Here is a 25707-nt window from a genome sequence, read left to right on the forward strand (position 1 = left end):
GCCGGGCGCGCGGCTCTGACTGATCTGTTGCGCAGGCAAGGCGTGGTTTTTGCGCTAACAGCGCAGAACGGTATCGGAAATTTCTGACGGGATACGGTTTTTCGATCCCTGTAACCGGATGAGGGACGGGCGAAAAATGGCGTTGAATGATGCGACGGGAGCAGAAACTGCGGCCAGGCCGCGCAGACGTGGCAGGGTGTTCCTCTGGCTGGGCGTTGGTGCGATTTTGATCGGGGCTGCCGTGGTATTCCTGCGGCCTGCGGCTGACGGCACGACCGGCGACGCGGCCCCGGAAGAGACGCCTGCCCCTGTTGTGATGCAGCTTCTGCCCTCCGAGCTTTACGCGGTCCGGACCGGCACGCTCAGCGATACGGTGCAGATCACCGGCACGCTGGTGCCTGCGCGCTCGCTTTCCATCCCGGCTGAGGTTTCCGGACGGATCGACTCGGTGAAATTCCGCGTTGGCGATCAGGTGCCCGAAGGGGCAGAGCTGGCCACGATTGATGTCGAGACCCTGCGCAACCGGCTCGAGCAAAGCCGCGCCACCGCCGAAGCGACCCGTGCCCAGCTGGTGCTGGCCGAGGCGCAGCTGCAACGCACCACCGATCTGGTGCGGCGCGGCGTCTCTTCCACCTCGGCGCTGGAGACGGAGGCCGCCAATCTCAGCCAGATCGAGGCGAATTACACCGCGCTGCAGCGCCAGGTCGAGACGGCCGAGGATGATCTTTCCAAGGCGCGCATCACCGCGCCTTTCGCAGGCGTGATCTCGGCCCGTTCGGTCGATCCCGGCACCTATGTCACGCTCGGGACCGAGCTTCTGGGCCTTGTCGATATGACCGCGCTGGATCTGGAGGGCGGCGTGCCGGCGGTGCATGCGACCCGGCTGAAACCAGGGCAGCGGGTCGATCTGGTGGTCGATGGCCTTGCCGATCACCGGTTCGAGGGTGTGATCGACCGGATCGCCCCTGTCGCCGTGTCGGGCACCCGTGTGCTGCCGGTGTTTGCGCGGATCGAAAATACAGACGGGCTGCTCAAGGGCGGCATGTTCGCCTCGGGCACGCTGGTGCTTGAGGAATCCACAGACGGGATCGGCATTCCCGCCGATGCGCTGCGCGAGGATGACGAGGGCAGCTATGTGCTGAAAATCACCGGCGACCAGGCCATCCGCCAGCCGGTCGGGGTGGTGCGCAGCTGGAACCGGGGCCGCGTGGTCGAGATTTCTTCGGGCCTTGAGCCCGGCGACACCATCGTGGCGCTGAAGATGGAGCGCCTGCAGTCTGGCGCCACGGTCTCGCTGGTGGGGCGCTGAGCGATGTTCCTGACCCGCATCGCCGTCCGCCAGCCGGTCTTTGCCACCATGATCATGGTGGCAATCTGTGTGATCGGTATTTTCTCTTACAGCCGCCTGCCGATTGACGAGCTGCCCGAGGTCGATTTCCCGGTCGTGGCCGTGGTGACATCATACCCCGGCGCGACGCCCGAGGCGGTCGAGAAGGATATTATCGAGCCCATCGAGGACTCTGTCTCGACGCTTTCCGGGATCGACACCATCACCTCGACCGCACAGACCGGCTCGGCGATGGTGCTGATCATGTTCGACCTTGAGGTCGACAGCGCCACCGCAGCCCAGGATGTCCGTGACCGTGTTTCGCAAATCGCAGGCAGCCTCCCCGATACCGCGACCGATCCTCGTATCCTGCGCTTCGATCCGTCCGAGATGCCGATCCTGTCAATCGGCCTTACCTCTGCCACGCTGAGCGCGGGCACGCTGACCACGATTGCGGAAGATGAAATTTCGACCCGCATCTCGAATATCAAGGGGGTGGGCCAGGCGACCGTGGTGGGCGGGCTGCCGAATGAGGTGCAGATCCGGCTGGATCCCTTGCGCCAGACCGCGCTGGCGGTGGGTGCAGTGCAGGTGACCTCGGTTTTGCGCGACGCCAATGTCGATTTGCCGGCGGGCTCGGTGACGGATGCCTCGACCAGTCAGTCGGTGCAGGTCGAGGGGCGCATCCCCGATCTGGCAGGGTTCGAGGATCTGATCATCGGCCAGCGCGGCGGTTTCCCGATCCGGCTGGGCGATCTGGCGATGGTCGGCACCGATCTGGCCGAGGCGGAAAGCCTTGCGATGATCGACGGGCGCCGCGCGATCACCATCGACGTGTTGAAGACGCAAGGCTCGAACACCGTGGCCGTGGCCGAGGCGGTGCGCAAAGACATCGCCCTGATGCAGGCCGATCCGGCCTATGAAGGGATCGAGATTGCGCTGATCCGCGACAATGCGGTGCCGGTCGAACAGAGTTTTGCCGCCGTGCAGAGCATGCTGATCGAGGGCGCGATCCTGGCCACCGTGATTGTGTTTCTGTTCCTGAATTCCTGGCGCTCGACCGTGATCACCGGGCTGACGCTGCCGATCTCGATCATCGGCACCATGGCGGCGGTCTGGTTCATGGGCTTCACGCTCAATATGATGACGATGATGGCGCTGTCTTTGTCCATCGGCATCCTGATCGACGATGCCATCGTCGTGCGCGAAAACATCATGCGCCATCTGCATATGGGCAAAAGCCATGAACAGGCCGCGCTGGATGGCACCAGTGAGATCGGCCTTGCGGTGCTGGCGACCACGCTTTCCATCGTCGCGGTCTTCCTGCCGGTGGCGTTTATGGAGGGCATCCTTGGCCGCTTCTTCCTGCAATTCGGGGTGACGGTCTCGGTCGCGGTGATGATTTCGATGTTCGTCTCCTTCACGCTTGATCCCATGATGTCGGCAGTCTGGTATGACCCGGCTTCGGAACCCGGTGCGCAGCGCGGGCCCATCGGCCGCGCGGTGGCGCGGTTCGACACCTGGTTCGAAGGGCTGATCACGCGCTATCGCAGCGTGCTGGCCTGGGCGCTCAACTGGCGCAAGACCACGCTCTCCATCGCGGGGCTGACCTTTATCGGCGGGCTGATGCTGTTCCCGTTCATCGGCGCGGAATTCTCGCCTGCCTCGGACAATTCCGAAGTCCAGGTCGAGATGGAACTGCCCATCGGCACGCCGCTTTTGCGCACCGAGGCCAAAATCGCCCAGGTCGATGCGGTTCTGCGCCAGTTCCCCGAGGTGATCGGCACCTATGCGACCGTTGGCTCCAGCGGGGCAGCCGGCCAGAACCAGGCGACGATCACCGCGCGCCTCTCGGAACCCACCGCGCGCGAGCGGGATCCTGTGGCGCTGGCGCCGCCGATCCGCGATGCGCTGGAGCAGATTCCCGGTGCGCGCTTTCGCGTTGGCGCAGGCGGCGGCATGGGCGGCGGCGTGACGGCGCCGGTCGAGGTGAAGCTCTTCGGCCCCGATCTCGATGTGCTCAAACGCCTCGCCGATGAACTGTCCGAAAAGTTCGAAGAGGTGCCGGGTCTGGTCGATATCCGCACCTCGCTGGACGAGCCCCAGCCGACACTCGGCATCCAGGTCCATCGCGAGGCAGCCTCGGATCTCGGCGTGACGCTGTCGCAGGTCGGCCAGGCGCTCTCACCGATGATCGCGGGCGAGACCGTCTCGGAATGGACCGCGCCGAATGGCGACAGCTATGACGTGGTGGTGCGGCTGCCCTCGGAATATCGCGAGGACATCACCAGCCTCAGCAGCCTGCCGATCACTGCGACCGCAGATGGCAGCGGCATCGTAAGGCTCGACCAGATCGCAACGGTCGAGCCTTCGCAAAGCGCGGGCGAGATCACGCGCGAGGATGGTCAACGCTCGGTCAGCGTCACGGCGGGGCTTGACGGGATCGACATCCTGACAGCATCAACCGGCATTCAGGCCGCCCAGGATGCGCTGGATCTGCCGCCCGGTTACCGGATAGGCACCGGCGGCGATGCCGAGAGCATCATGGAATCGGCGATCTCGGCGCTGGTGGCGCTTGGCCTCGCAATCATCTTCATCTACCTCGTGCTGGCCTCGCAATTCGGCAGTTTCCTGCAGCCGATCGCCATCATGTCATCATTGCCGCTGGCATTGGTGGGTGTGATGCTGGGGCTTCTGATCGGCGGCAGCACTTTGAACATCTTCTCGGTGATCGGGTTCATCATGCTGATGGGGCTGGTGGTGAAGAACGCGATCCTGCTGGTTGACAATGCCAACCAGCACCGGCGCGAGGGGATGGAGGTCCGTGAGGCGCTGATCGAGGCAGGCGCCACCCGTTTCCGCCCCATCGTGATGACCACGCTCGCGATGATCTTCGGGATGATCCCGCTGGCGGTGAACCTGCATGGCGGCACCTCGCAAAATGCCCCCATGGCCCATGCGGTGATCGGGGGACTGATCTCGTCTTCGATCCTGACGCTGGTGGTGGTGCCGGTTCTGCTGACCTATATCGACGGTTTCCAGCGCCTGATCCGCCCCTGGATGCCGCGTGCGCCCGACAGTCACGCGACCTGAACGCGGCCTCTGGTCCGTATAAAATGCCCGGACCTGCGAAGGGTTGCAGAGGCTGGCCGGACAACCTGCTGCCGGAGGCCATCCTTTGGCGCGTGGTGCAGGCTTCCAGTGCGTTCCGGGTGAGCCGCTTCCGGATCGCGGCCTGCTCTTTGGCCTCTCGCGGCCTCCGGTCTGATTGATGCGGGCTTTCAATCTCGCCTCGTCGTAAGCATGGCGGCGTTCGCTGATGCTGTGCGGCTTGTCGTGGCGCCAGGAGTCAGCCCCCTCATTGGCGCAGATCGTGCTCGAGAACCTCGACAGCGCGATTGTCGAAATCGCCCGCCCGGTCCGGCGCTGGCAGCACCAGCCGCCCTTTCCGCGCCAGTATGCGCCAGGCAAAAACGTGGTTCGCCGGAACACCATGACGCCGCGCCACGGCATGCACCGTGATACCCGGCGTCAGCGTCGCCGCCACGATCCGGGCCTTCACCTCATCAGGCCACTTCCGGTTCCGACGGCCACGACCGCCAACCGGGAGAACCTCCAATGTAGTCTCCATGGAGAAAATCCATTCCAACAAGCACCAGGGTCCAAAGAACCCATCACGATGAGAGCCGGAAGCTGGGAGCCAGGAAACGATTACGAATGGCTGGGTCTCATGCCCGATCGGGAGGCCGCGTGGCGTGGCGACACGCGCTTCGCCAACCGGCTCAGGCATGCGAAGATGCGCTTTCCGACCGCCGGCTGATCATGTCGCTGGCCCAGGGCGGCTGGCGCAAAGCCCGCGAACAGATCATACTGACCGGCCAGACCGACACCGGAAAGACCTGGCACGCCTGTGCCTTCGCCCATCAGGCCGCGCGGATCGACAAATCCGTCGCCTATGCCCGGATGCCGCGCCTCTTCGACGAAATGGCCACCGCACGCCTCGTTGGCCGGCTCCCGAGACTGATCGACAAGCGCGTCCGCGTACAGCTGCTGGTCCTTGACGATTGGGGCACTCACTGTCTGACAGGCCAGCAGCGCCTGGACCTGCCCGAACTCTTCGAGGAACGCTATCAGCGCCGGTCCACCCTTCTCACCGCCCAGCTCCCGGTCCCAGGCTGGCATCAGAAGATCGGCGAGCCCACCATCGCAGACGCTGTCCTCGGCCGCATCATACACAACGCCCATCGCATCGAACTCAAGGGAGACAGCATGCGCCGAAAAAGCGCCAGGCCCGGATTGACCAGGACCGAAAACCCCGAAATCCTCATCCAGGTCGAATGACAGCAACCCAACGACCAGCCGCCGTTCAACTCTCCGCGACTTACTGAAAACGCTGTCCGGTTCTGCCGAAATCCGCAATTGTTGCATGAGGCTGGTACTGCCTCCACTCGCCCGATCCAACGCTGATCAGAGTCAGTCAGTCTTGCGTCAATTGAAAATGCCGGGACGTCATTAATGAGGCTTGTGAGAAGGGCGAGTGGTTATTCCGGGGAGGTCGTGCTCATGGCGCTGAGGTTCCGGCCCGGCCCGCTCCGGGTCAATCCGCCGCACCCCGCATAAGCCGCTTTGTAAGTATACCCGTTCCCAATGATCACTTGCGAACGAAAAAGGGCGCTGCATGCCTGCAACACCCTGCCAATGCGACGACTGCCTGGACAACCGCCTGCACAGATTTTTCAGCCGCTTTCCGCCTCACCCCAACCTTATGAAATCAAGGGTAAACCAGCCTGGCGACACAAGATCATCACTTGATCTTGCCTTCCTTATACTCGACATGCTCCCGCTTGACGGGGTCGTATTTCTTCACAACCATCTTCTCGGTCATGGTACGGGCATTCTTTTTGGTCACATAGAAGTGCCCGGTGCCCGCCGTCGAGTTCAGACGGATCTTGATCGTCGTCGGCTTCGCCATAGTCGTCTCTCCTGGATCGGGAAAGCTGACTTCCCCGCGAAATCTTTGAACCCGCCTTTTAAGGGCATTGGGGCCAGAGTCAACAGTCAAAAACACCCGGAAATGCGAGTCTCCGTCACGGTCCGGGGCAGGCCCGCAAGCGCACCGCCTCAGGCTTCCGGCGGAGCCTCCGGCGGGGATATTTAAGGACAGATGAAGCAAGTTTCTTTCATTCATCTGTCCTTAAATATCCCGGGGGGAGGGCCGTCAGGCCCTGGGGGGCAGCGCCCCCCTTTCCTGCCGTTTCTGTTCGCGCCATGTCATCCAGCCTGCGCCAGCGCGCGTCACCGCCGCGCGCACCGCAGCCCCGACTGCCTCACCGGTGGCTGTGTGAAGCCCGGCATAGAGCCCCTGCCCCGCCTCACAGGCCAGTGCGAGGCAATCTGTTCCGGTGCCGGTGGCCCGCCCGGTTGGCAGATCCAGCCCGAGATCCATAATCGCAGCCGTGCGGGCCTGAACCGCGATGGTCAGCGCCTCGATCTGCGCGGTTTCCGTCAGCGCCGCATCTGTGGCGACGAGGATATTCACCGTGCCATAGCCCGCCCCATCGGCGCTGTGCCAGGGCAGGCGCCGGCCCACCGCTTCGGCATTGGAAAGCCCAAGAGTCACCAGCGCCGCCGCGCGAACCCCCTCACATTGCGCCTCGGCCAGCACGCGCGAAGACACGTCGCGCGAGGTCATCATGCCCACCGTCGCCGCCATGGGCGCGCGGGACATCTCGGCGCGAAACCAGTCCTCTACAGGGAAATCCGGGCTCAGATCGCTGTTCTTCACCTCCCGCCAGGCGATGCTGTCGCCCCTAACGAACCCTGATCCGAAGGGCGCATGGGAAAGGATGCGCATCGGCCCGGGCAGCCGGGCGATCAGCCAGGGCCGGGCGAGGTGATCCACGATCACCGGATCACCCCGAGCGGCTGGAAGATCAGCCCGTCCTCGTTTTCGAACAGATGGGCGCGGATATGGAACACGCCGGCCAGCCTGGCCTCTGACAGCACCTCGCGCGGCGGGCCATCCGCGACCAGCCGACCGCGCTCCAGCAGGATCAGCCTTGTGCAATGGCGGGCGGCAAGGCCCAGATCATGGACCGAGGCCAGCACCGCGCGCCCGTCTTGCGCCAGACCGGCAAAGATCGTCATCATGCGGATCTGCGCCTCGGGATCGAGCCCTGCCCCGGGTTCATCCGCGATCAGAAGCGGTGTCTCCTGCGCCAGCGCCCGCGCGATCAGTGCCCGCGCCTGCTCGCCCCCGGAGAGGCTGGTGGCCGCACGGGAGGCGAAGCCCTCCAGATCCAGCCGCGCCAGCGCGCGCCGCACCGCCGGGTCGGCGGGATCGGCATTGCCCCAGGGCGCGCGGCCAAGCGCCACCAGATCGGCGACCGAAACCGGCCAGGCGATCTCGCGCCCCTGGGGCAGAAAGGCCACCGCGCGCGCGCGCCGCGCGGCGGACATCTGCGCGAGATTTGAGCGGCCCTCATGCGGCAAAAGCCCAAGCGCCGCCCGCATCAGCGAGGTCTTGCCGGCGCCGTTCGGACCGATCAGCCCGACAAACTCGCCTGCGCTGACCGTCAGGCTGACGCCATCGACCACCGATAAGGTGCCGCGCCGCACGGTGATGTTTTCCAGGCTGAGCAGACTCATGCCTCGACCCTCCGCATCTTCCAGATCAGATGCAGGAAAAACGGCGCCCCGACCAGCGCCGTCAGGACGCCGAGTTTCAGGTCACGGTCGGGCGCAATCAGCCGCGTCGCGATATCGGCCGCGAGCAGCACCGCCGCGCCTCCAAGTGCCGAAGCCGGCAAGAGCCGCGAGGGCCGTGCGCCCACCAGCGGGCGCAGCACATGCGGCACCACAAGGCCCACGAAACCAATCGCGCCCGCCACCGCGACCGAAGCCCCCACCGCCGCCGCAGTGCCACAGATCAACACGAAGCGCAGCCTTGCCGGCCTGATCCCGAGGCTCTCGGCGGCATCCTCGCCCAAAGTCATCGCATCAAGCCCCCGCCCCAGCGTCATCAGCGCCGCCATCCCCGCAAGGATGAAAGGCGCTGCCAGCCAGACATGGGTGAACGAGCGGTCGGCCAGCGAGCCCATCATCCAATAGACGATCTCGGCCGCCGCAAAAGGATTGGGCGAGAGGTTCAGCACCAGCGAGGTCGCCGCCCCCGCCAGGGCGGAAATCGCAATCCCGGCAAGGATCAGCGCCAGCGCGCCGCCACGCGGGCCGGCCAGGGCGAGGATCAGAAGCGAGGCAAGCCCCGCCCCCGCCAGCGCGGCCAGCGGCAAGGCCAGCGAGAACGCCGCCGCGAGGCCGGTCTGCAGCGTCAGCACCGCGCCAAGCGCCGCCGAGGCAGAAACCCCGATCAGCCCCGGCTCGGCCAGCGGGTTGCGCAGATAGCCCTGCATCGCGGCGCCCGACAGCCCCAGAGCGGCGCCGACCAGCAGGCCCAGCAGCGCGCGCGGCAACCGGATCTCCTGCATCACCAGCACGACCGGCCCGCCCTCGCCGGTGAAAAGCGCGCGCAGGCTCTCGCCCAGCCCCATGGCCGCCGGACCGATCAGCAGCGAGGCGCAGAACAGCAGCGCCACCAGCACCGCCAGCAGCGGAAGCAGATATTTCATTCGCCCGCGCCCTCCGGCTGTGCTGTAGCCACGCCCCCCGCCGACAGGCGCGCCGCGCGCATCGCCGCCACCGCCCGCAGGATATGCGGCGTGCCACAGATCCAGTCGGCATCGCTGAAGGCCACCACGCCGACCCGGCCTTTCAGTTGTGTCAGCGCCGGGTGGCTGAGGATTTCCTCGGATCGCGACGCGCCCGGATAGGGTTTCGAGGTCACCACCAGCGCAGGCTCCGCCATCACCAGCAGCTCCATCGGCAATATCCCCCCGCCGGTCACCCCCGCGCTGGCACCGATATTTGAAAAGCCGGTATGGGCGAGGACATCATCCGAGAGCGTCCCCTTCCCCGTCGTATAGCCGTTCGGGTAATACAGCGCCGCCGGCACCAGCGCCTGGTCGGGCGGCTCTCCGGGCGGCAGATCGCTGGCGAGGGCCGCAAGCGCGGCCTCGAATTCGGCAACCAGCGCCTCGCCTTCGGCCTCGCGACCCATTGCAGCGGCGACCTGGCGGATCTGGATGCTGACACCCGCCAGCGAGGTGACCGGCTCCACCTGCTCCACCCTGACCCCGAGCCGGCGCAAAAGATCGACGCTGGCCCGCGCGGTATAGGTGCCGGCCAGAACCAGATCGGGTTTCAGCAGAAAGACCTGCTCTGCCCCGCCCCGGTTCTGCACATATCCGGCCGCCTCTTCCGGCATCGAAGAGGCCAGCGGGTCCGAGGCCAGCTCGCTGACCGAGATCAGCTGATCCGGGCCCGCCAGCATCATCGCAAGCTGATCGGTGCAGAGATTGATAGAGACCACCCGCGCCGGCACCGCAGAGGTTTCCGCCGCCGCCGGCAGTGCGAGGCACGCGACCAGACAGGCGGCGGCGCGCAGCATCAGAACTTTGTCCGCAGGCCGAGGAAGATCTGGCGCCCGGGCTGGCCGTAATTGCGCGCGGTCTGGTATTCCTCATCGAACAGGTTCTCGACGCGGAGCCAGGCCTCGGTCTTCTCGTTCAGCTCATAGGCCAGGGTGATATTGGCAAGGGTGTAATCCGGCAGCTCCTCCTGCACGAGGACCATCGCGCCCCAGTCCCAGTATTCATCCCGCACCCCGGCCATGCGGGTGACCGACAGTGCCGCGCTGAAGCGATCGGTGATCTGGCCCTCGGCGCCGATGGTCAGGTTGTGACGCGGGGCGCGCGGGGCGCCACGCTCCTGTCCGGCCTCGTCGATCACCACATCGGCATAGGTGTAATTGCCGAAAAGCTGCCAGCCCGAGGCGATTTCGACCCGGCCGGTCAGCTCGACACCGCGACTGGTCGAGGTGCCGTCGATCTGGCGATAGATGAAGGGCACATTGTCAAAGATGATCTGGTCGCTGATCCTGGTATCGAACAGCGTCACCTGGACCGAACCATTGGCAAACAGCTTTTCCGCGCCCAGCTCGAAGCTGCGGCTGTTTTCCTGGGTAAAGGCGGGATTGCCATAGCCGGAATGCAGCTCGTAAAGCGAGGGCGCCCGGTAGCCTTTGGCCGCGACGGCGCGAAGGATCCAGCTTTCATCGGGCCGCCAGGCCAGCGCTGCACGGGCCGAATTCTGGCCACCGAACCGGCTGTGATCATCATGGCGCAACGCGAGCGACAGGTCGAGATCGGGGGTCGCCGCCCAGAGGAGCTCGGCCGAGGCCGAGCTGGTGCGCGCGGTGCCGGCCTCGGAACCATAGGGCGACAGGGTGGTGAAATTCTCTTCCTTATGCTCAAGCCCCCAGTTCAGCGACAGGCTGTCGCTGACGCTCCAGCCGCCATGCCAGGCGATCACGTCCCGCTCGCTGTCGAACAGGAACTGGTCCAGCTGCGAGGTCCAGCTGTTCCATTCATAGGTCTCGCGGTCGGTCTTCATCTTCGTGACCGACAGCTCATGCCAGGTCGCGCCGAGATCCGCGCGCAGGAAGACACGGCCGCCGGTCAGATCCGCATTGCCATGGTTCGGCGCATCGCCGGTGCCGGTGTCGAAGTCGTTATACGAGGATTTCCGGAAGCCGTTAAAGCCCAGCGTCACGCTGTCGGTCAGGTCATAAGCGCCGTAAACCGTGAGCGAGCTGGCGCGGAAAGCGTCATCCTCGATGCCCTTCGCATAAGAGGAAATGCCGTCTGATGGTGCGGTTGGCAGAGATCGCGAATGCGCTGCGGGCGTCACGAAAGCCAAGGGACAGCGTGCCGGCCCAGGTCTGATCGGTGCCGCCTTCCAGCGCGGCCTCGCCTGAGACGCCATCTGCCTCGGGGCGCCAGCTGGTGATGTCGATCACGCCCGCGACCGCCTCGGAGCCGTAAAGCGCCGATTGCGAGCCGCGCAGCACCTCGATCCGCGAGACGCCTGCGGTGGTCGTGCCACCGAAATCAAAGAAATGCTGGGTATTTGACGGGTCGGAGACGTCGATCCCGTCGATCCGGCTGCCGATATAATAGCCCGGCAATCCGCGCAGGCGCAGTGTCGTGGTGGCCCCCATGCCGCCATTCGAGGCCAGCGCCACCGAAGGCAGTTGCCGCAACAGCCCCGCCAGCGACAGCGTGCCGCGTTTTTCGATCTCTGCCGCCGTCAGCACCGTCACCGTCGCGCCTGTGCGGCTCAGCGCCACCGGCTCGCCGCTTGCGGTCAGCGTGATGGTGCCCAGATCGACCGGCTCGTCCGCCGCTTGCGCCAGAGCGCCGCCGGAGCCGAGGCCCGTCGTCAGGCCCGTCGTCAGGGCGGTGATCAGCGCAAGATGGGAAACCCTGTGAAGCATGTCTCGTCTCTCGTGTTTCGGAGCCGGCAGATCCGCCTGCCGCCCGGATGCGTTTTCGCCACAAGTGGGGAACAGCCCGCCTGCGACGCATGAACGTCACCTCTGGCGGAACTCCGCCCTCCGCCGCACGCCCCGTGCGAGGGAAAGGGTGATCGGCAGCGGCAGGTCTCCTGGCTTCGCGGGTCTGGGCAGACGGCTGGCCTTCCCGGAGACGCCCTTTCGAAGGCCTCCAGTGGCATGTTCAACCGCCGCTCGCCGCTTACAGTTGCGGGGGCAGCTGTGGCGGGGGCCGGAACGGCCCGTCCACATTCCCTATTCTCCCTTCCTTCTTTCTTGCGAAAGCGACCTGGGAACCGATGCTGTCTCCTCCATGAAACCCGCCCCGGCGGCTGTCAAGCCACTGGCGCGGGCGGATGTCGCGGACGGTGCCGCTTTCGTCGCGGCTGCCACATGGTTGCGATAACGGCGATGTCTGGCGGCTCTGGACCTTTCTACGATGCCGCGTCCAGACTGGCGCCGGAATGGCAAGCGGGGAATCGCGGATGATCGGGGATCTGGGTGCGCGGGATGCGACCGAACTGGCGGGGCTGGTGGCAAAGGGCGAGGTAAGCCCGGATGAGCTGCTTGATGCGGCACTGGCTGCGGTAGAGGCGCGCAATCCCGCGATCAATGCGGTGGTGCTGGTGCAGGAAGAGGTTGCGCGGGCGGAAATCCGCGCCGGCCTGCCGCGCGGGCCGTTTCGCGGTGTGCCCTTCCTGATCAAGGATCTGGGGCTGGAGGCAAAGGGTCTGCCCTCGCATAACGGCTCGCGCCTTGATCCGGGCAAGACCTATGCCGCCGATTGCAATCTGATGGCGCGGATGCGGGCGACCGGCGTGGTGACGTTCGGGCGCACCACCAGCCCCGAAGGCGGCATCGGCATCGCGACCGAGGCCGCCGTCTATGGCGGCCCGACCCGCAACCCGTGGAACCCCGGCCATACCGCCGGCGGCTCTTCGGGTGGCGCGGCGGCGGCGGTGGCGGCGGGGATCGTGGCATTTGCACATGGCTCGGATGGCGGCGGCTCGGTCCGGGTGCCGGCGGCAAGCTGTGGGCTGTTCGGGTTCAAACCGACCCGGGCGCGGCTGCCCGATGGCCCCTGGTCCGGCGAGGGCTGGGGCGGCATGGCGATTGACGGGTTCCTGACGCGCTCGGTGCGCGACACCGCCGTGATGCTTGATGCCTGCGAGGGGGCTGACGCTGGCGCGCCCTACTATGCGCCATCGCTGGCGAAAGGCTATGCCCAGGCGATTTCCGCGCCACCCCGTCGGCTCAGGGTGGCTTTGTGTGACACCACCTTCACCGGAGGTGCGATTGACCCCGAGGTCGCGGCGGCGGTGCAGGAGGCCGGGCGGCTGCTGGAAGGCCTTGGCCATCATGTCGAGCCCGCGCGGCCAAAGGCCGATATCGCCACCATGATGCGGGCCTGGACCGATATCGTCGCGGTCGGCACCGCGCTGTCGATCCGGCAAAAGCTGAAGGGCCGCGCGCTGACCTCCGATCTGGTCGAGGGCATCGGGCGCGGCGCGGTGAAGCATGCCGAGGCGCTTGGGCCGCTGCGCTATCTGGAGGCGGTCGAGGATATCCATGATTTCGGCCGCGAAATGGCGTCTTTCTTCCGCCCCGAAACAGGGCCTGGCTATGACATCCTGCTTTCCGCCACCCTGGCCGAACCGCCGGCGCGGGTTGGCCGCTTCAGCCATGATACCGAGGATTATGTCGATTACCGCCTCGGACCGGGGCGCTGTTTCGATTATTCGCCCTTTGCGGCGGTGTTCAATGCAAGCGGCCAGCCGGCGGCGTCTTTGCCTCTGGGCTGGTCGGGATCCGGCCTGCCCATCGGCGTGCATCTGGCGGCGCCTTTCGGGGCGGATGAAGAGTTGATCGCACTTTGCGCCGAGGTGGAGGCAGCGGTTTACTGGAACCGGCGCGCCGCATTGGCCGGGTAAGAGTGACAGCCGTGGAACGGGGGGCTGTCTGCCCCCCGTGCGCGGGGTCCGCGCTCCCCCCGAGGATATTTCCGGACAGATGAAGGGGGGTGTTCGGCGCGGCAGGATCATGCGAGGGCTCTGGAAAGCGGAGGTGGGTCATGGGGCTGAAGGTTCTGGTGGTGGGGGCAGGCTCGATCGGGCGGCGCCATTATGACAATCTGCAGGCGCTTGGTGCGGAGGCGACATTGCGCGGCTGGCGCGATTACGGCGCCGCAGGCTTTGCGGCAGAGATTGCCGGGTTTGACGCGGCGGTGATCGCGACCGCAACCGATGTGCGGCTGGAGCTGATCGCCCTGGCGGCAGCGGCGGAAAAGCCGCTTTACATCGAAAAGCCGCTGGCCTTTTCAAGACGCGAGCTGGAAGAGATCGAGGCGGTGATTGCGCCTGTCGCTCAGCGTTCGGTGCTTGGGTATATGATGCGCTACCACCCGGCCTTGCGCGCACTGGCGGCGCGCGATCTGTCGGGGGTGTTTCAGGCCTCGTTCTCGATTGGCCATGATGTGACGCAATGGCGGCAGAACTGGACGTTTTCCGGGAGTTATTCGGCGCGGGCAGCGGGGGGCGGCGTGCTGCTTGATCTCTGCCATGAGCTCGACATGGCGCACTGCCTGTTTCCCGGCCTTGCCGTTCAGACGGTCGAGGCTCAGGGCCATGCCGCTTACCCGGGGGTCGATATGGCGAGCCGTATCACCCTTTCGGGGGGCGGTGTGGCAGCGGAGGTCGCGATGGATTACCTGACGCCGAAGCTGCATCGCCGCACGATTCTGCGCGGGCTGCGGGAGGTCTGCGATTTCGATTTCGCGGCGCAGCGCTACCTGGTGACCGATATGAATGGCGAGACGTCCCTGGATAAACCGCTGGACAGAAACGAGATGTTTCTGTCGTTGATGCGCGACTTTCTGGCGCTGGTCTCTGGCCGCGAGACCTCGGGCAACAAGCTGCTGCCGCGGCTTGATCTGGCTCTGCCCTCGGCAAGGCTGGTGGCCGATGCCTGGGAAGCGCGGCGGTTTATCGGCATGATTGAAAAGGAAATCCCATGATCCTGGGTCATATCGGGGCGCGTAAGGGCTCTAAAGGCGTGCCACGCAAGAATTTCAGGCTGATCTGCGGCAAGCCTCTGATCGACTGGTCGCTGGATCAGCTGTTCGCGCACCGGCAGGTCGATGCGGTGGTGGTCTCGACCGATGATGAAGAGATCTACGATCATGCGGTGGCGAAGGGCGCGCTGAAGATCGGGCTGCGCCCGGCGCATCTGGCGACCGATCAGGCGGGCAAATGGGGGGTCTGGCAGCACGCGCTTGAGGCCTCACAGGGGCTGCTGCCCCGCGCGGTGACGGGGTTTCTTGACCTCGACTGCACCTCGCCTTTACGGCTGCCCGAGGATATCACCGGCGCGCTGGATCTTTTCGCGCAAGAGGCGCCCGATATGGTCATGTCCTGCTGCGAGGCGCGAAAGAACCCCTATTTCAACCTTGTCGAGCGCGATGCGAGTGGCGCGCTGCATGTGTCGAAACCGCTGCCCGGTGGCGTCGTCGCCCGCCAGCAGGCGCCGGTGGTTTATGAACATGCGGCCAGCACCTATGTCGTCGCGCCCGCATACCTGCACCGCTCGAAAGGGCTTTGGGAAGGGCGCGTGATCCCCTTCCTCATGCCGCCCGAGCGCTGCGTCGATATCGACAGCCCGTTCGATTTCCGGCTGGTCGAGTTTTTGCTGAAAGAAGCTCAGGAAGGGGCGCATCATGGCTGATCAGCTGAAAGGCCGCACGGTTTTCATCACGGGTTCTGGCGGGGTTCTGGGGTCGACCTATGTGCGGCGGATGCTGGCCGAAGGCGCCCGGGTCGTCAGTTCCGACCTGCCCGGCAACCGCGCCGAGGCACTGCAGGAGGCGCATCGGGGCAATGAGAATTTCCGCTTCTACGAGCTTGATGTCTCGGATGAGGATCAGGTCGTAACCATCTTCAAACGCATCGAAAAAGATGGGTGGGAGCCGAATGTCGTCCTCAACAATGCCGCCATCACCGGCGAGCTTTTGATGGGCGCCGGCAAAGGCTTTCCCGATTTCTGTGACCTGGAGGTCAGGGATTGGGAAAAGACCATGCGCACCAATCTGACCGCGCCTTTCATGGTGGCGCGGCAGATGGACCGCGATATCGTCGGCAAGCGCCCCTGCACCCTGGTCAATGTCGCGTCGATGTATGCGCTGAACGGGGCGCATCACAAGATTTATGAGGGGATGCCCTTCAAGAATTTCTCGGCCTATGGCGTGTCGAAAGCCGGGGTGCATGGGCTGACGGTCTGGCTGGCCGGCTACTGGGCGGGGCGCGGCGCGACCGTCAACACCATTGCGCCGGGGGCGGTGTTCAACGGCCATTCCGAGGAATTCCAGAAACGCGTCGGCGAGCTGATCATGCTGGACCGCATGGCGAAACCCGATGAGATCGCCGATGCGATGCTGTTTCTGGCGAGCCCGCAGGCCGGCTATATCACCGGCCAGCTGATCAATGTGGATGGCGGTTTCTCGGGCTGGTAACCGCCCCTCAGTCGCGAAACGCCTTTTGCAAGGGCCGGTCCCAGAAGGCGGGATCGGCCAGCACTTCGACGAAACGATCCGCCGCAGCCCCCTCGCCGAAGCCGGCATCGCGGGGCGCTTTCTGGCCCCAGGCATTGGTGAGAAAGCCCAGGATCGCCCCGCGGTCAAAAGCCGACACGGCGGTGACAGAAGCCGCGTCCGAGCGGTTGGTCTGCCGTGTGCCGACATCCAGCGAGGGCACGCCGAGGAATGGCGCCTCGCGCACGCCCGCCGAGGAATTGCCGACGATACAGGCGGCATTGCGCATCAGCTCGGAAAAATGCGCGAAGCGCATCGAAGGCAGCACCCGGAACCGCGCTTTCGGCAAAGCGTCGAGCACCCGGAAAATCGCCTCTGATCCCGGATCGTTATTCGGTGCGATCACCACGAAATTGCGCTGGCTGTCCGCGAGCGCCGCGAACAAAGCCTCGGCCTGAGGGCCCATCGTCGCCTGTTCCGAGGTCACCGGATGGAAGGTCGCGATGCCGTAATCCGTAAACGGGATCGCATAGCGCGCCCGCACCTCATCAAGGCTGACGCCCGAAGGGCGCGCGTGGAAATCGAGTTCCGGCGAGCCGATCACATGGATCACGTCCTCGGGTTCCCCCAGTGCCATCACCCGCCGTTTCGCGGTCTCGGACGAGACAAAATGATGGGTGCAGAGCTTGGTATTGCAGTGGCGGAACACCTCGTCGATGGTGCCCGAGACCTCGCCCCCCTCGATATGGGCCGAGCGGATGTAATTCGTGGCCGAGACCAGCGCGCCCGCCATCGCCTCGATCCGGTCGCCATGGATGACGATCAGGTCGGGGCGGCTTTCGGTGATGAAATCCGAAAAGCCGGTTACGGTTTTCGCCAGCACGATATCCTGCGGATCGCCGGGACGCTGGTTGAGGAATTCATGCGTCGCGATGCCGGGCTGGCGCCGCACCTCATGCGCGGTCAGCCCGTAGCGGGTCATCATATGCATGCCGGTCACGAAGAACGTGACCTCATGGCCGGCATCGCGCGCCGCCGCCGCCAGCGGCTCCAGCTTGCCGAAATCGGCGCGGGTGCCGGTGAGGAAAAGGATCCTGCGCGCCCCGGACGTCACGCCAGATCGCTCCATTTCAGCTGGGTGTTGCGGGTCACAGCACGGGTCAGGCGCTTGCCGATCAGCTTGTCGAAATCATAGGCCGGGATCTCACCGGAACCCGGACGCCGCGCCCAGATGTCGGTCTCATGGATCACATGGCCCAGGGGCAGATCGCGATCCGCCACCACCGAGCCGCGCGCGAAACGGTAGACATCCTCTTCCGGCGCCGAGCGTTGTTTCGGGTTGTTCGCGGCGATCCAGATCTCTTTCGAGCGGTCGATCAGGAACCTCAGCTCCGCAGGGTCCATCGAATTGATGATGTCCGGCCCTTTGCGGTAGCGACTGTCGGTATAATGGCGCTCAAGGATCGTGGCGCCAAGGGCCACCGAAGCCAGCGCCATTTCCGGCCCGATGGAGTGATCCGAGAAGCCGACAACCGCATTCGGAAAGGCGTCTTTCAGTTCGGTCACGCCGCGCAAGCTGACGATTTCCGCCGGGCTCGGATAGAGATTGGTGCATTCCAGCAGCGCATAGGGCACGCCCGAGGCATCCAGAATATCGACGCTGGCGCGGATCGTCTCGATGGTCTGCATGCCGGTCGACATGATCACCGGCCTGCCCTTCTTCGCGATATGGCGAATGAGCGGCAGGTTGTCGGCCTCGCCCGAGCCGATCTTATAGGCCGGCACGTCCAGCGTTTCGAGGAAATCCGCCGCCGCGCGCGAAAACGGCGTCGAGATCCAGATCATCCCGAGGCTTTCGGTATAGCGCTTCAGCTCGGCCTCGGCATCTTGCGACAGGGCGCAGCGCGCCATCACATCCCAGATCGAGACATCGGCATTCGGAGGGAATATCTGCTTCGCCTCCTCGGTCATCTCGTCTTCGATGATATGGGTCTGATGCTTGACCATCTCGCAGCCGGCCCCGGCGGCAAGGCGCACCATCTCTTTCGCGACATCCAGATCACCGCCATGATTGATGCCGATTTCGGCAATGACCAGCGGCGGATGGGCCGGGCCGATCTCGCGGCCGGCAATGGTGATGGAACGGGTGGTCGGGCGGGTCATGGGGCTGGCCTGCTTTCTGTCCTGGGCGTAACGGATCAAACTTTGCCCGTGCTGCACCCCTGCTTTGCGCTTGTCAAGGAAGCGTACCCGAGCCCGGCGGCGGGCGGCGGGCTTCGGTGAAAGGATAGCGGGCCAGTTCGCTGTAGCGGGGGCCGCCTTCGGTGAGCTCGCTGTGCCACAGCACCATCTCATCGACCCGCCAGGGCCCGGCGGCAAAGCCCGCCCCGGCGGCGATGCCGCGTTCAAGCCGCATCAGAGTGGCCGGATCGGGGCGCGCGAACCGGCCCAGCGTCACATGCGGCACAAAGCGGCGATGCGGCAGGTCAAGCCCGGCGCGCCGCCCCGCCGCCTCGACCGCGGCCTGCAGCGCGACAAGCCCGTCCGATTGCGCCACCCCGGCCCAGGCGCTGTGCGGCCTGTTGCCACCGAAAAGCCCCAGCCCGGCAAGCGTGAGGTCAAAGCCCGGCAGATGCAGCGAAGACAGCGCATCATGCAGCGCCCCGGCCGCGTCATCACGCAGCTTTTCGCAAAAAACCAGCGTGATATGCAGATCCTCGGCCGGAACCCGGCGCTGCAAGGGCAAAAGGAATTGCTGCATGACCAGCGCCTCGCGCAGAGGTCCCGGCAGATCCAGTCCGATAAATACGCGCATCATCCGTTTTCACCCCCGCCCTGACGGGGTCATTGCCACATCTGCCATCATAATATTGTGTATATTAGTCTCATAAACAGAAAATCTTGCGGAAAAGCCATATAATCATATGCCGACAGGCTCGTATCATGCACATTAATTCATATGTATAACAGACGCCCGGGCTGGCAGTTTTTTTCTGCATGCGCCAAGGGATGCGTTGCGTAGCTGGTAAGTGTTATGAACAGGCAGGTCAGGTCACTCTATCGGGATTCCGGTTTGGAAAGCAGGTTGCAGCTTGCCGCTTTGTGCTGGAATGAGGGCAAAGACGGGACAAAGATCCTGCTTATCACCAGCCGCGATACCGGCCGCTGGGTGTTGCCCAAGGGCTGGCCGATGGCGGATCGCAGCCATGCCGATGCCGCGCTGACCGAGGCCTGGGAAGAGGCAGGGGTCACCGGCACCGTCGACGGGCCGCCGCTGGGACGCTACAGCTATGACAAGGTGCTCAGCCGCGAGGCCGATCTGTCGCTGCGCTGCGATGTCGAGGTCTATCCGCTGCGGGTAGCCAAACTTGCGCGCAAATATCCCGAGCATCGCCAGCGGCAGCGCAAATGGTTCAGCCCGGAAAAAGCCGCCCGCAAGGTGGATGAGCCGGAACTGCAGCAGCTGATCCTCGCCTTCGCGGCCAGGGAGACGGGCGGGGCCTCCGGCACCGACGGTCAGTCCTGAGGGACCCGGGCCGAGGCACCGAAGATGCGACCGGCAGGGTTGTATTGACGCCTTGACCCTGGCCCGGGAAGCACTAGCTTCTTCATATCACGGTCGCGCAATGCTGCGGATATACGCCGCCGGGCCGGCAGAAGGGTGAGCAGAATGATCCGCTACGCGCTGCAATGCGAGACAGGGCACAGGTTTGAAAGCTGGTTCGCGGATGGTCAGACCTTCGACGGGCTGGCCTCGTCCGGCCATCTCTCCTGCCCGGTCTGCGGCAATGCGCATGTCAGCAAGGCGCTGATGGCCCCCTCGCTGAGCCCTGGCCGCAAGGCGGGCGGCCACGGGGCTGAGCCAGCCGGGGCGGGATCAGCGCCTGCATCTGCCGGACTGCCTGCCGGCGAAACACCCTCCCCGCCCGCGCCGGGCCGCGAAGAAATGGAAAAGGCGCTTGCCGCTTTACGCCGCGAGGTTGAAAAGAATTCGGAATATGTCGGCATGAATTTCGCAGTCGAGGCGCGCCGCATCCATGAGGGCGACGCGCCCGAACGCTCGATCTATGGCGAGGCAAAGCCCGAAGAGGCCCGTCAGTTGCTGGAAGATGGCGTGCGCGTCGCCCCGCTCCCCTTCCTGCCCCGGCGCAAGACGAACTGAGCATCCTGGCTGCGCCGGAAACGGCAATCCTCCCCATGGTTGCGGGGATGCGCAAGCAAGGCTTTCCCATGCGCCGTGAACATGGGACACTCGATTGCGAAAGAGCCGTTTTTCGGCGCCTCAGAGGACGCCCCTGCTCCGTCAGGCCTGGAGCGGAGTGGCGGTGCCGAAGCTTTGCCGCCAGCACGGCGAGGCTCGCAAAATGGCGCTCCCGGTGTGGCGGTATGGATGAGCCGGATGAAGATGCCTGTGGCTCACGGGCGTGTTGTACTCAATGGTCCCGCATTGCGCCCGATCGGGCAACAATGGCTGGTAAACGGCGGGTATTTCCGGGATTTTCCGGCATAAGCCAGGATCCGCCGGTTGAGAAATGCGTCGCGGGACCGCCAAAGCGCCGCAGAAACTGAACTTGCAGGTCCGGCCCGAGGCATTCGACACAGGGCGCGCCCTGTGTGGAGGCTTTTGGCATCGGACCGGCGAATAAGGACATGGAAACCTCCGGCGTAGGCAGGCGCATTCGTCCCGGATCAGATCGTCAAATGTGAGAGATCGACCATCTGGGGCGCTGCGGAACTCAATTCGGCGCCGTTTCGCGATTCACTATAAGAGCTGCCGGGTGCGAGCCGGTGGCCATCTTCGCCTCACCACCGTCAGAGTTTTCAACCCCGGCCGGGCACCCGGCGCTCCGGCATGATGCAGTGATCTGGTCTCTTGCCCGGATCATGGAGTGGTATGCCGCCACGCGCAATTGTGCCTGCTATGACATCCTCCAGGACATGCGGGTCAGTCCTGATGACCACCTCGCCTGTTTTCAGGACTGGGGGCATCCCACCGATTAAAACGCGCACCGCGTGATAGCGACCCCCTGGACCCGGTGGATACAGGATGGCACCCCTCGCACCATCAGCACAGACAAGATGCTGACGCGCGGGGCCGGGGTGACCTGGTGGACCAGGCGCGGCGGGCCCGGCCCTCGCTGAACCCGAATGGGGTGCCGGCAGGGCACAGGCTCTGATCCGGATTGGCGAGAGGCGCATCCCCGGACCAGATCGCCGCTGTGATCGGGGATTATATCGAGGCCGTGCTGATGGAGCCGGGGGGGGTGCGCACCGAAAGCACATGATCTGACCGCTGCCAGCACCGGCTGGCGTCAGGGTCTGGCGCGCAGTTGCAGACCTCTGACAGATCCTGACAGATGCATTTTCATCCGGATGCCAGGCCATCACAGTCCGGAAATTGGCGCGCGGCGACACTCACGGTTCCGGATCCGGAGACAGAACCCAACCGGCGCCCCCATCGAGCGGAAGCGGGCGGAACGGGCCATGGCCGATGCATGATTGCCCCGCCAGGGCTTTCTGAACACGAAAGCTGCCGTGATTTGCGGACCTGCCCGCACGGATATGCTTCGGTCCGGGGGGGCAGCCCGGCCCGGGCAGAAGCCCCGCCTCTGTAGCGGATCCCGGCAGAGGCCGGGTGGCGCCACCCGAATGTCCTCCGGGAGCACAGCAGGAGCCGGCGGCGCTGCGCTTCAGCAGCTGGGCGGTATCAGGGGCAATCCTCCCATGGCACCCATACACCAGCGCTGGCGCTGGCAATGGGCAGCGCCTGATCGCCGCCCACCGCGCAGGGCGCGGAACGCGCCGGTATCCGTACTCCCTGCGTTCCGGTCTCGGCTATGAAGGCGGTGATCGCAGGAAGCCTCTCGCTGGCGCAGTCAGCAAATCCGGCGCGGGTCAGTAAATGTAGCGGATCTGTTCGGTCCAGAACCGTTCCATCCGGCGCAGCGAGGTGTTGATCTCATCCATACCGCTCACGTCGATCACGCCGCGCTTCTCCAGCCCTTCGGCATGGCGGCGGAACAGATCCGAGACCTGGTTGCGCAGCGTGCGGCCCTTTTCGGTCAGCCGCACGCGGACGGATCTGCGGTCAATCTCGGAGCGCTGATGGTGCATATAGCCCAGATCGACCAGCTTCTTGAGATTGTAGCTGACATTCGAGCCCTGATAATAGCCGCGGCTTTTCAGCTCGCCCGCGGTCACCTCATTTTCGCCGATATTGAAGAGCAGCAAGGCCTGGACGGGATTCACCTCCAGCACGCGAAGACGCTCGAACTCATCCTTGATGACATCCAGCAGCAATCTGTGCAGGCGTTCTACCAGGCCCAGATTGTCGAGATAGCAGGAGAGGAACGCTTTCTGCGATCCATCGAGAACGGATTGATGGAGGGACATTTATACTTTTCTCCGTACTGAACAGACGGATACAGAATCAGCACAAAGCACAAACAATCCGTAAACTCGCGGAGATTTTTCCGAGATTTATCGCAAATCCTGACGCGCCAGCCGCGCAGCGGAAAAGGCGGCGATCCGGGGCAGCAGGGGCGCGGTCCAGCCGGGTGCGGGCACGGTGCCCAGAACCCAGGTCAGCAGGTCCTGATCATTTTCCGACAAAAGGCGGTCGTAAAGATCAAGCTCCGCCCCGGTCAGATCCGCCAGCCCGCTATCGGCAAAGGGGCCGAAAACCAGATCCATCTCCTTGATGCCACGCCGCCAGCTGCGCATCCGCATCCGCTTCAGCCGCGCCTCATGGCTTTCGCCCGGCACCGCCCCCTCTTTCGCCACCATCGCTCACTCCTGCCGCAAAGCCTGTCTGAGCCGCTTCTCCACCGTTGCGATCTCCTGCACAAGTCCCGCTGCCTGCACCCGAAGCCGGTTCAGATCGGCCAGCGCATCGCGCAGCGGCGCCGAAAGCGGTGGGGCGTCTCCGATCGTCACGCCCTCGCCCTCGGCTGTGATGAGCCAGGTGATCGAGACATTCAAAAGCCCGGCCAGCGTCGAGAGGCGATTGCCCCTCGGCTCGGCCATGTCATCTTCCCAGGCATGAACCGTGGTCAGACGCACGCCAAGACGCTGCGCCAGATCCTCCTGCGTCAGGCCCGCCGCCTCGCGCGCACCTGCGATCCGGTCGCCAAGGGTCGCCACATCCGCCGAGAACCAGTCCTCGGGGGAAAAATCGGTGCCCGGCTCACGTTCTGTGCTGCTTTCCGCCATCACGCCTCTCCTTTGCTGATATCGCTTGTATGAACGGGGGGGCAAGCCTAAGACCCGTGACCGGAAAATGCAAACAACCCCACCGGAGACCCGGAAATGGCCTTTCTGTCCGATACGCTTGCCCGTGTGAAACCATCGGCCACCATCGCGGTCACCAATAAAGCGCGCGAGCTGGCGGCGGCCGGCAAGGACGTGATCGGCCTTGGCGCCGGTGAGCCGGATTTCGACACGCCCGAGCATATCCGCGATGCCGCGAAACGGGCGATTGATGCCGGGAAAACCCGCTACACGGCGGTGGATGGCATCCCCGAGCTGAAAGCCGCGATCTGCGCGAAATTCCTGCGCGAGAACGGGCTGACCTATACGCCCCAGCAGGTAACCGTCGGCACCGGCGGCAAGCAGATCCTCTTCAACGCGCTGATCGCCACGCTGAACAAGGGCGATGAGGTGATCATCCCGGCGCCTTACTGGGTGAGCTATCCGGATATGGTGCAGCTGGCGGGCGGCACCCCGGTCGAAGTGGTGGCGGGGCTGGAGAACAATTTCCGCATCACGCCCGAACAACTTGAGGCCGCGATCACGCCGAAGACCAAGTGGTTCATCTTCAACTCGCCCTCGAACCCGACCGGCGCCGGCTATTCGCGGGCAGAGCTGAAGGCGCTGACCGATGTGCTGATGCGCCACCCCCATGTCTGGGTGATGTCGGATGATATGTATGAACATCTGGTTTTCGACGATTTCGAATTCACCACACCGGCGCAAATCGAGCCGGGGCTTTATGACCGCACCCTGACCTGCAATGGCGTCTCGAAAGCCTATGCGATGACCGGCTGGCGGATCGGCTATGCGGCGGGTCCGGTGGCGCTGATCAAGGCCATGGCGAATATCCAGTCGAATTCGACCTCTAACACCTGCTCGGTCAGCCAATGGGCCGCGCTTGAGGCGCTGAGCGGGAAGCAGGATTTCCTCGCCGACTGGCGCCGGGTGTTCCAGGGCCGGCGCGATCTGGTGGTGTCGATGCTGAACAAGGCGACAGGCATCACCTGCCCGAAGCCCGAAGGCGCCTTTTACGTCTATCCGGATATTTCCGGCTGTATCGGCAAGGCGACACCGGCCGGCGTGGTGATCACCAATGATGAGGTCTTTGCAACCGCGCTGCTGGAAGAGGCCGGCGTAGCGGTGGTCTTTGGCGCGGCATTCGGGCTCAGCCCGAATTTCCGGGTGAGCTATGCGACCTCGGATGAGGTGCTGCGCGAGGCCTGCGCCCGCATTCAGCGCTTCTGCGCAAGCCTGGTCTGAGCGGGACGGTCGGGGCAATGATGGGTGACCGGATCACCGCCAATCTGCCGGCGCGCGACATGCGGGCGACGGCAGATTTCTACGGCCGCCTCGGCTTTGAAACGCGTTATTTCAGCGAAGGCTGGATGATCATCGGGCGCGGGGCGCTGGAGCTGGAGTTTTTCGGCTGGCCCGATCTTGACCCCAAAAGCAGCAACTTCTCGGCCTGTATCCGCCTGGATGACCCGGATGCAGTGCTGGCGGAATGGCAAAAGCTGGGCCTGCCTTCGGGAAGCGAGGGAATTCCGCGCCTGACCGGCTTCTTCCGCCCGGATGGGGCGCCGAGGATGTTCGCGCTGATCGACCCCGATGGCTCGCTTTTGCGGGTGATCGACAACCGCGACTGACGGGAGAGACCCGGTATGGGCCCGTTTGAAATCAGAAAATTTACGCGCGCTTGGGGCAGAATTTGCGCATAGCGCGGGCAGGCTTTGTCCTGAGAGTATGACCAGGAGACCCGAACGCCCCCCGTGACGGTGACCAGCCTGCGAGGCGCACCCGGACCTGGCGACGGAAGATGTGTCCTGCATTCCGCTGCCTGACCATGACGCTCAGCGCGAAGACGGGTTAAGGGCGGAAAGGCGAGAGCCGATAAGCGCCCGCCCGGGGATTGATCCGCCCCATGCGAGTGCTCCGGGTTGAAACTGAGTGCGTGGCCGGCCTTTGGTTCATCGCGACGCTGGTTGTCCAATCCGCTGGCCTCGAAGACCTTGTCGCGCTGGAGGAAGCGGTCAAACCAGCACCGAAAAGGCACGCTCCTTACAAACCCCTCAAAACGACATTTCAGACTGCCCCAATAGCAGAGACCCGCAGGGGCTGGTTTTTGCTGGGTCTTGCGCTTAAATCAGCGGGATTGAG

The 25707-nt window shown here is 64.6% G+C and carries 25 protein-coding genes and 1 riboswitch; of the genes, 11 read left to right on the forward strand and 14 right to left on the reverse strand.

What is annotated here, in order from left to right; all coding sequences use genetic code 11:
• Positions 1–196: 196 nt before the first annotated feature.
• Together DRF71_RS19230 and DRF71_RS19235 are read left to right on the forward strand one after the other, a co-directional pair.
• Positions 197–1309 (forward strand): efflux RND transporter periplasmic adaptor subunit, encoded by a 1113-nt coding sequence (locus DRF71_RS19230; protein ID WP_157971173.1) that lies wholly within the window; start codon positions 197–199, stop codon positions 1307–1309.
• A 3-nt stretch (positions 1310–1312) separates the two neighbouring features.
• Positions 1313–4420, forward strand: a complete 3108-nt coding sequence (locus DRF71_RS19235) for an efflux RND transporter permease subunit (protein ID WP_112312199.1) — start codon at positions 1313–1315, stop codon at positions 4418–4420.
• A 265-nt stretch (positions 4421–4685) separates the two neighbouring features.
• On the opposite strand, the gene DRF71_RS29505 is transcribed toward DRF71_RS19235, so the two are convergent.
• A complete protein-coding gene (locus DRF71_RS29505; RefSeq protein ID WP_269814388.1) occupies positions 4686–4958 on the reverse strand; it encodes a transposase in 273 nt (90 codons plus the stop codon).
• A gap of 86 nt (positions 4959–5044) precedes the next feature.
• On the opposite strand from DRF71_RS29505, the gene DRF71_RS19245 reads away from it, so the two are divergent.
• Complete coding sequence (locus DRF71_RS19245; protein ID WP_269814389.1) at positions 5045–5668, forward strand: ATP-binding protein; 624 nt, start codon at positions 5045–5047, stop codon at positions 5666–5668.
• Positions 5669–6131: 463 nt separating this feature from the next.
• Here the strand turns inward: DRF71_RS19245 and rpmG are convergent, their stop codons facing one another.
• The 7 genes from rpmG to DRF71_RS19280 all read right to left on the reverse strand — a co-directional run bounded on the left by rpmG (position 6132) and on the right by DRF71_RS19280 (position 11720).
• The gene (gene rpmG / locus DRF71_RS19250) at positions 6132–6299 is read right to left on the reverse strand and encodes a 50S ribosomal protein L33 (RefSeq protein WP_023666545.1); all 168 of its coding nucleotides are present in this window, start codon (positions 6297–6299) and stop codon (positions 6132–6134) included.
• A gap of 246 nt (positions 6300–6545) precedes the next feature.
• Positions 6546–7235 carry an adenosylcobinamide amidohydrolase gene (locus DRF71_RS19255; RefSeq protein WP_112312200.1) on the reverse strand — a complete coding sequence of 230 codons (690 nt, stop codon included), beginning with the start codon at positions 7233–7235 and terminating at the stop codon, positions 6546–6548.
• Positions 7232–7975, reverse strand: a complete 744-nt coding sequence (locus tag DRF71_RS19260) for an ABC transporter ATP-binding protein (protein ID WP_112312201.1) — start codon at positions 7973–7975, stop codon at positions 7232–7234. Before DRF71_RS19260 ends, DRF71_RS19255 begins: the two co-directional genes overlap by 4 nt.
• On the reverse strand, positions 7972–8955 hold the full coding sequence (locus DRF71_RS19265; RefSeq protein ID WP_112312202.1) for a FecCD family ABC transporter permease: 984 nt from the start codon (positions 8953–8955) through the stop codon (positions 7972–7974). Before DRF71_RS19265 ends, DRF71_RS19260 begins: the two co-directional genes overlap by 4 nt.
• A complete protein-coding gene (locus DRF71_RS19270) occupies positions 8952–9833 on the reverse strand; it encodes an ABC transporter substrate-binding protein (RefSeq protein WP_112312203.1) in 882 nt (293 codons plus the stop codon). The genes DRF71_RS19265 and DRF71_RS19270 overlap by 4 nt, the downstream gene beginning before the upstream one ends.
• Positions 9833–11134, reverse strand: coding sequence for a TonB-dependent receptor plug domain-containing protein (locus DRF71_RS19275; RefSeq protein ID WP_232831633.1), 1302 nt, complete (start codon positions 11132–11134; stop codon positions 9833–9835). The genes DRF71_RS19270 and DRF71_RS19275 overlap by 1 nt, the downstream gene beginning before the upstream one ends.
• A complete protein-coding gene (locus DRF71_RS19280; RefSeq protein WP_112312205.1) occupies positions 11052–11720 on the reverse strand; it encodes a TonB-dependent receptor in 669 nt (222 codons plus the stop codon). Before DRF71_RS19280 ends, DRF71_RS19275 begins: the two co-directional genes overlap by 83 nt.
• A gap of 143 nt (positions 11721–11863) precedes the next feature.
• Positions 11864–12093, reverse strand: a riboswitch (cobalamin riboswitch).
• A gap of 169 nt (positions 12094–12262) precedes the next feature.
• On the opposite strand from DRF71_RS19280, the gene DRF71_RS19285 reads away from it, so the two are divergent.
• From DRF71_RS19285 to DRF71_RS19300, 4 genes are all read left to right on the forward strand, one after another.
• Positions 12263–13708 (forward strand): amidase, encoded by a 1446-nt coding sequence (locus DRF71_RS19285; RefSeq protein WP_112312687.1) that lies wholly within the window; start codon positions 12263–12265, stop codon positions 13706–13708.
• A 140-nt stretch (positions 13709–13848) separates the two neighbouring features.
• Positions 13849–14790 carry a Gfo/Idh/MocA family protein gene (locus tag DRF71_RS19290; RefSeq protein WP_112312206.1) on the forward strand — a complete coding sequence of 314 codons (942 nt, stop codon included), beginning with the start codon at positions 13849–13851 and terminating at the stop codon, positions 14788–14790.
• Positions 14787–15497: an acylneuraminate cytidylyltransferase family protein gene (locus DRF71_RS19295; RefSeq protein ID WP_112312207.1), complete on the forward strand. Its 711-nt coding sequence runs from the start codon at positions 14787–14789 to the stop codon at positions 15495–15497. Before DRF71_RS19290 ends, DRF71_RS19295 begins: the two co-directional genes overlap by 4 nt.
• Positions 15490–16281: an SDR family NAD(P)-dependent oxidoreductase gene (locus DRF71_RS19300; RefSeq protein WP_112312208.1), complete on the forward strand. Its 792-nt coding sequence runs from the start codon at positions 15490–15492 to the stop codon at positions 16279–16281. Before DRF71_RS19295 ends, DRF71_RS19300 begins: the two co-directional genes overlap by 8 nt.
• A 7-nt stretch (positions 16282–16288) precedes the next feature.
• On the opposite strand, the gene neuC is transcribed toward DRF71_RS19300, so the two are convergent.
• The 3 genes from neuC to thpR all read right to left on the reverse strand — a co-directional run bounded on the left by neuC (position 16289) and on the right by thpR (position 19114).
• On the reverse strand, positions 16289–17413 hold the full coding sequence (gene neuC, locus DRF71_RS19305; RefSeq protein ID WP_232831595.1) for a UDP-N-acetylglucosamine 2-epimerase: 1125 nt from the start codon (positions 17411–17413) through the stop codon (positions 16289–16291).
• Positions 17410–18462 carry an N-acetylneuraminate synthase family protein gene (locus DRF71_RS19310; RefSeq protein WP_198672285.1) on the reverse strand — a complete coding sequence of 351 codons (1053 nt, stop codon included), beginning with the start codon at positions 18460–18462 and terminating at the stop codon, positions 17410–17412. Before DRF71_RS19310 ends, neuC begins: the two co-directional genes overlap by 4 nt.
• 73 nt (positions 18463–18535) lie before the next feature.
• The gene (thpR, locus tag DRF71_RS19315) at positions 18536–19114 is read right to left on the reverse strand and encodes an RNA 2',3'-cyclic phosphodiesterase (protein ID WP_232831596.1); all 579 of its coding nucleotides are present in this window, start codon (positions 19112–19114) and stop codon (positions 18536–18538) included.
• 258 nt (positions 19115–19372) lie between these two features.
• Between thpR and DRF71_RS19320 the strand changes: the two genes are divergently transcribed.
• Entirely contained in the window at positions 19373–19825 is a 453-nt protein-coding gene (locus DRF71_RS19320) for an NUDIX hydrolase (protein WP_232831597.1), read from the forward strand.
• Between the two features lie 144 nt (positions 19826–19969).
• On the forward strand, positions 19970–20461 hold the full coding sequence (locus DRF71_RS19325) for a DUF1178 family protein (protein ID WP_112312212.1): 492 nt from the start codon (positions 19970–19972) through the stop codon (positions 20459–20461).
• A 1733-nt stretch (positions 20462–22194) separates the two neighbouring features.
• Here DRF71_RS19325 and DRF71_RS19330 read toward each other — a convergent pair.
• The 3 genes from DRF71_RS19330 to DRF71_RS19340 all read right to left on the reverse strand — a co-directional run bounded on the left by DRF71_RS19330 (position 22195) and on the right by DRF71_RS19340 (position 23511).
• The gene (locus DRF71_RS19330) at positions 22195–22692 is read right to left on the reverse strand and encodes a MarR family winged helix-turn-helix transcriptional regulator (protein ID WP_112312213.1); all 498 of its coding nucleotides are present in this window, start codon (positions 22690–22692) and stop codon (positions 22195–22197) included.
• Between the two features lie 87 nt (positions 22693–22779).
• Positions 22780–23085, reverse strand: a complete 306-nt coding sequence (locus DRF71_RS19335; protein ID WP_232831598.1) for an FAD assembly factor SdhE — start codon at positions 23083–23085, stop codon at positions 22780–22782.
• A 3-nt stretch (positions 23086–23088) separates the two neighbouring features.
• On the reverse strand, positions 23089–23511 hold the full coding sequence (locus DRF71_RS19340) for a helix-turn-helix domain-containing protein (protein ID WP_112312214.1): 423 nt from the start codon (positions 23509–23511) through the stop codon (positions 23089–23091).
• A gap of 96 nt (positions 23512–23607) precedes the next feature.
• Here DRF71_RS19340 and DRF71_RS19345 point away from each other — a divergent pair, with 96 nt between their 5' ends.
• Positions 23608–24810: a pyridoxal phosphate-dependent aminotransferase gene (locus DRF71_RS19345; RefSeq protein ID WP_112312215.1), complete on the forward strand. Its 1203-nt coding sequence runs from the start codon at positions 23608–23610 to the stop codon at positions 24808–24810.
• 20 nt (positions 24811–24830) lie between these two features.
• Positions 24831–25196, forward strand: coding sequence for a bleomycin resistance protein (locus DRF71_RS19350; RefSeq protein WP_112312690.1), 366 nt, complete (start codon positions 24831–24833; stop codon positions 25194–25196).
• The last annotated feature ends 511 nt before the right edge of the window (positions 25197–25707 follow it).

Origin of the sequence: Pseudogemmobacter bohemicus (assembly GCF_003290025.1) — a bacterium.
Lineage (GTDB): Bacteria > Pseudomonadota > Alphaproteobacteria > Rhodobacterales > Rhodobacteraceae > Pseudogemmobacter > Pseudogemmobacter bohemicus.

Coding starts and splice junctions, on each gene's coding strand:
- DRF71_RS19235 (WP_112312199.1), top strand. CDS start 1,313: ATGTTCCTGACCCGCATCGCCGTCCGCCAGCCGGTCTTTGCCACCATG.
- DRF71_RS29505 (WP_269814388.1), bottom strand. CDS start 4,958: ATGGAGACTACATTGGAGGTTCTCCCGGTTGGCGGTCGTGGCCGTCGG.
- DRF71_RS19245 (WP_269814389.1), top strand. CDS start 5,045: ATGGCTGGGTCTCATGCCCGATCGGGAGGCCGCGTGGCGTGGCGACAC.
- rpmG (WP_023666545.1), bottom strand. CDS start 6,299: ATGGCGAAGCCGACGACGATCAAGATCCGTCTGAACTCGACGGCGGGC.
- DRF71_RS19260 (WP_112312201.1), bottom strand. CDS start 7,975: ATGAGTCTGCTCAGCCTGGAAAACATCACCGTGCGGCGCGGCACCTTA.
- DRF71_RS19265 (WP_112312202.1), bottom strand. CDS start 8,955: ATGAAATATCTGCTTCCGCTGCTGGCGGTGCTGGTGGCGCTGCTGTTC.
- DRF71_RS19270 (WP_112312203.1), bottom strand. CDS start 9,833: ATGCTGCGCGCCGCCGCCTGTCTGGTCGCGTGCCTCGCACTGCCGGCG.
- DRF71_RS19280 (WP_112312205.1), bottom strand. CDS start 11,720: ATGCTTCACAGGGTTTCCCATCTTGCGCTGATCACCGCCCTGACGACG.
- DRF71_RS19285 (WP_112312687.1), top strand. CDS start 12,263: ATGATCGGGGATCTGGGTGCGCGGGATGCGACCGAACTGGCGGGGCTG.
- DRF71_RS19290 (WP_112312206.1), top strand. CDS start 13,849: ATGGGGCTGAAGGTTCTGGTGGTGGGGGCAGGCTCGATCGGGCGGCGC.
- DRF71_RS19295 (WP_112312207.1), top strand. CDS start 14,787: ATGATCCTGGGTCATATCGGGGCGCGTAAGGGCTCTAAAGGCGTGCCA.
- DRF71_RS19300 (WP_112312208.1), top strand. CDS start 15,490: ATGGCTGATCAGCTGAAAGGCCGCACGGTTTTCATCACGGGTTCTGGC.
- DRF71_RS19310 (WP_198672285.1), bottom strand. CDS start 18,462: ATGACCCGCCCGACCACCCGTTCCATCACCATTGCCGGCCGCGAGATC.
- thpR (WP_232831596.1), bottom strand. CDS start 19,114: ATGCGCGTATTTATCGGACTGGATCTGCCGGGACCTCTGCGCGAGGCG.
- DRF71_RS19325 (WP_112312212.1), top strand. CDS start 19,970: ATGATCCGCTACGCGCTGCAATGCGAGACAGGGCACAGGTTTGAAAGC.
- DRF71_RS19330 (WP_112312213.1), bottom strand. CDS start 22,692: ATGTCCCTCCATCAATCCGTTCTCGATGGATCGCAGAAAGCGTTCCTC.
- DRF71_RS19335 (WP_232831598.1), bottom strand. CDS start 23,085: ATGGTGGCGAAAGAGGGGGCGGTGCCGGGCGAAAGCCATGAGGCGCGG.
- DRF71_RS19340 (WP_112312214.1), bottom strand. CDS start 23,511: ATGGCGGAAAGCAGCACAGAACGTGAGCCGGGCACCGATTTTTCCCCC.
- DRF71_RS19345 (WP_112312215.1), top strand. CDS start 23,608: ATGGCCTTTCTGTCCGATACGCTTGCCCGTGTGAAACCATCGGCCACC.
- DRF71_RS19350 (WP_112312690.1), top strand. CDS start 24,831: ATGGGTGACCGGATCACCGCCAATCTGCCGGCGCGCGACATGCGGGCG.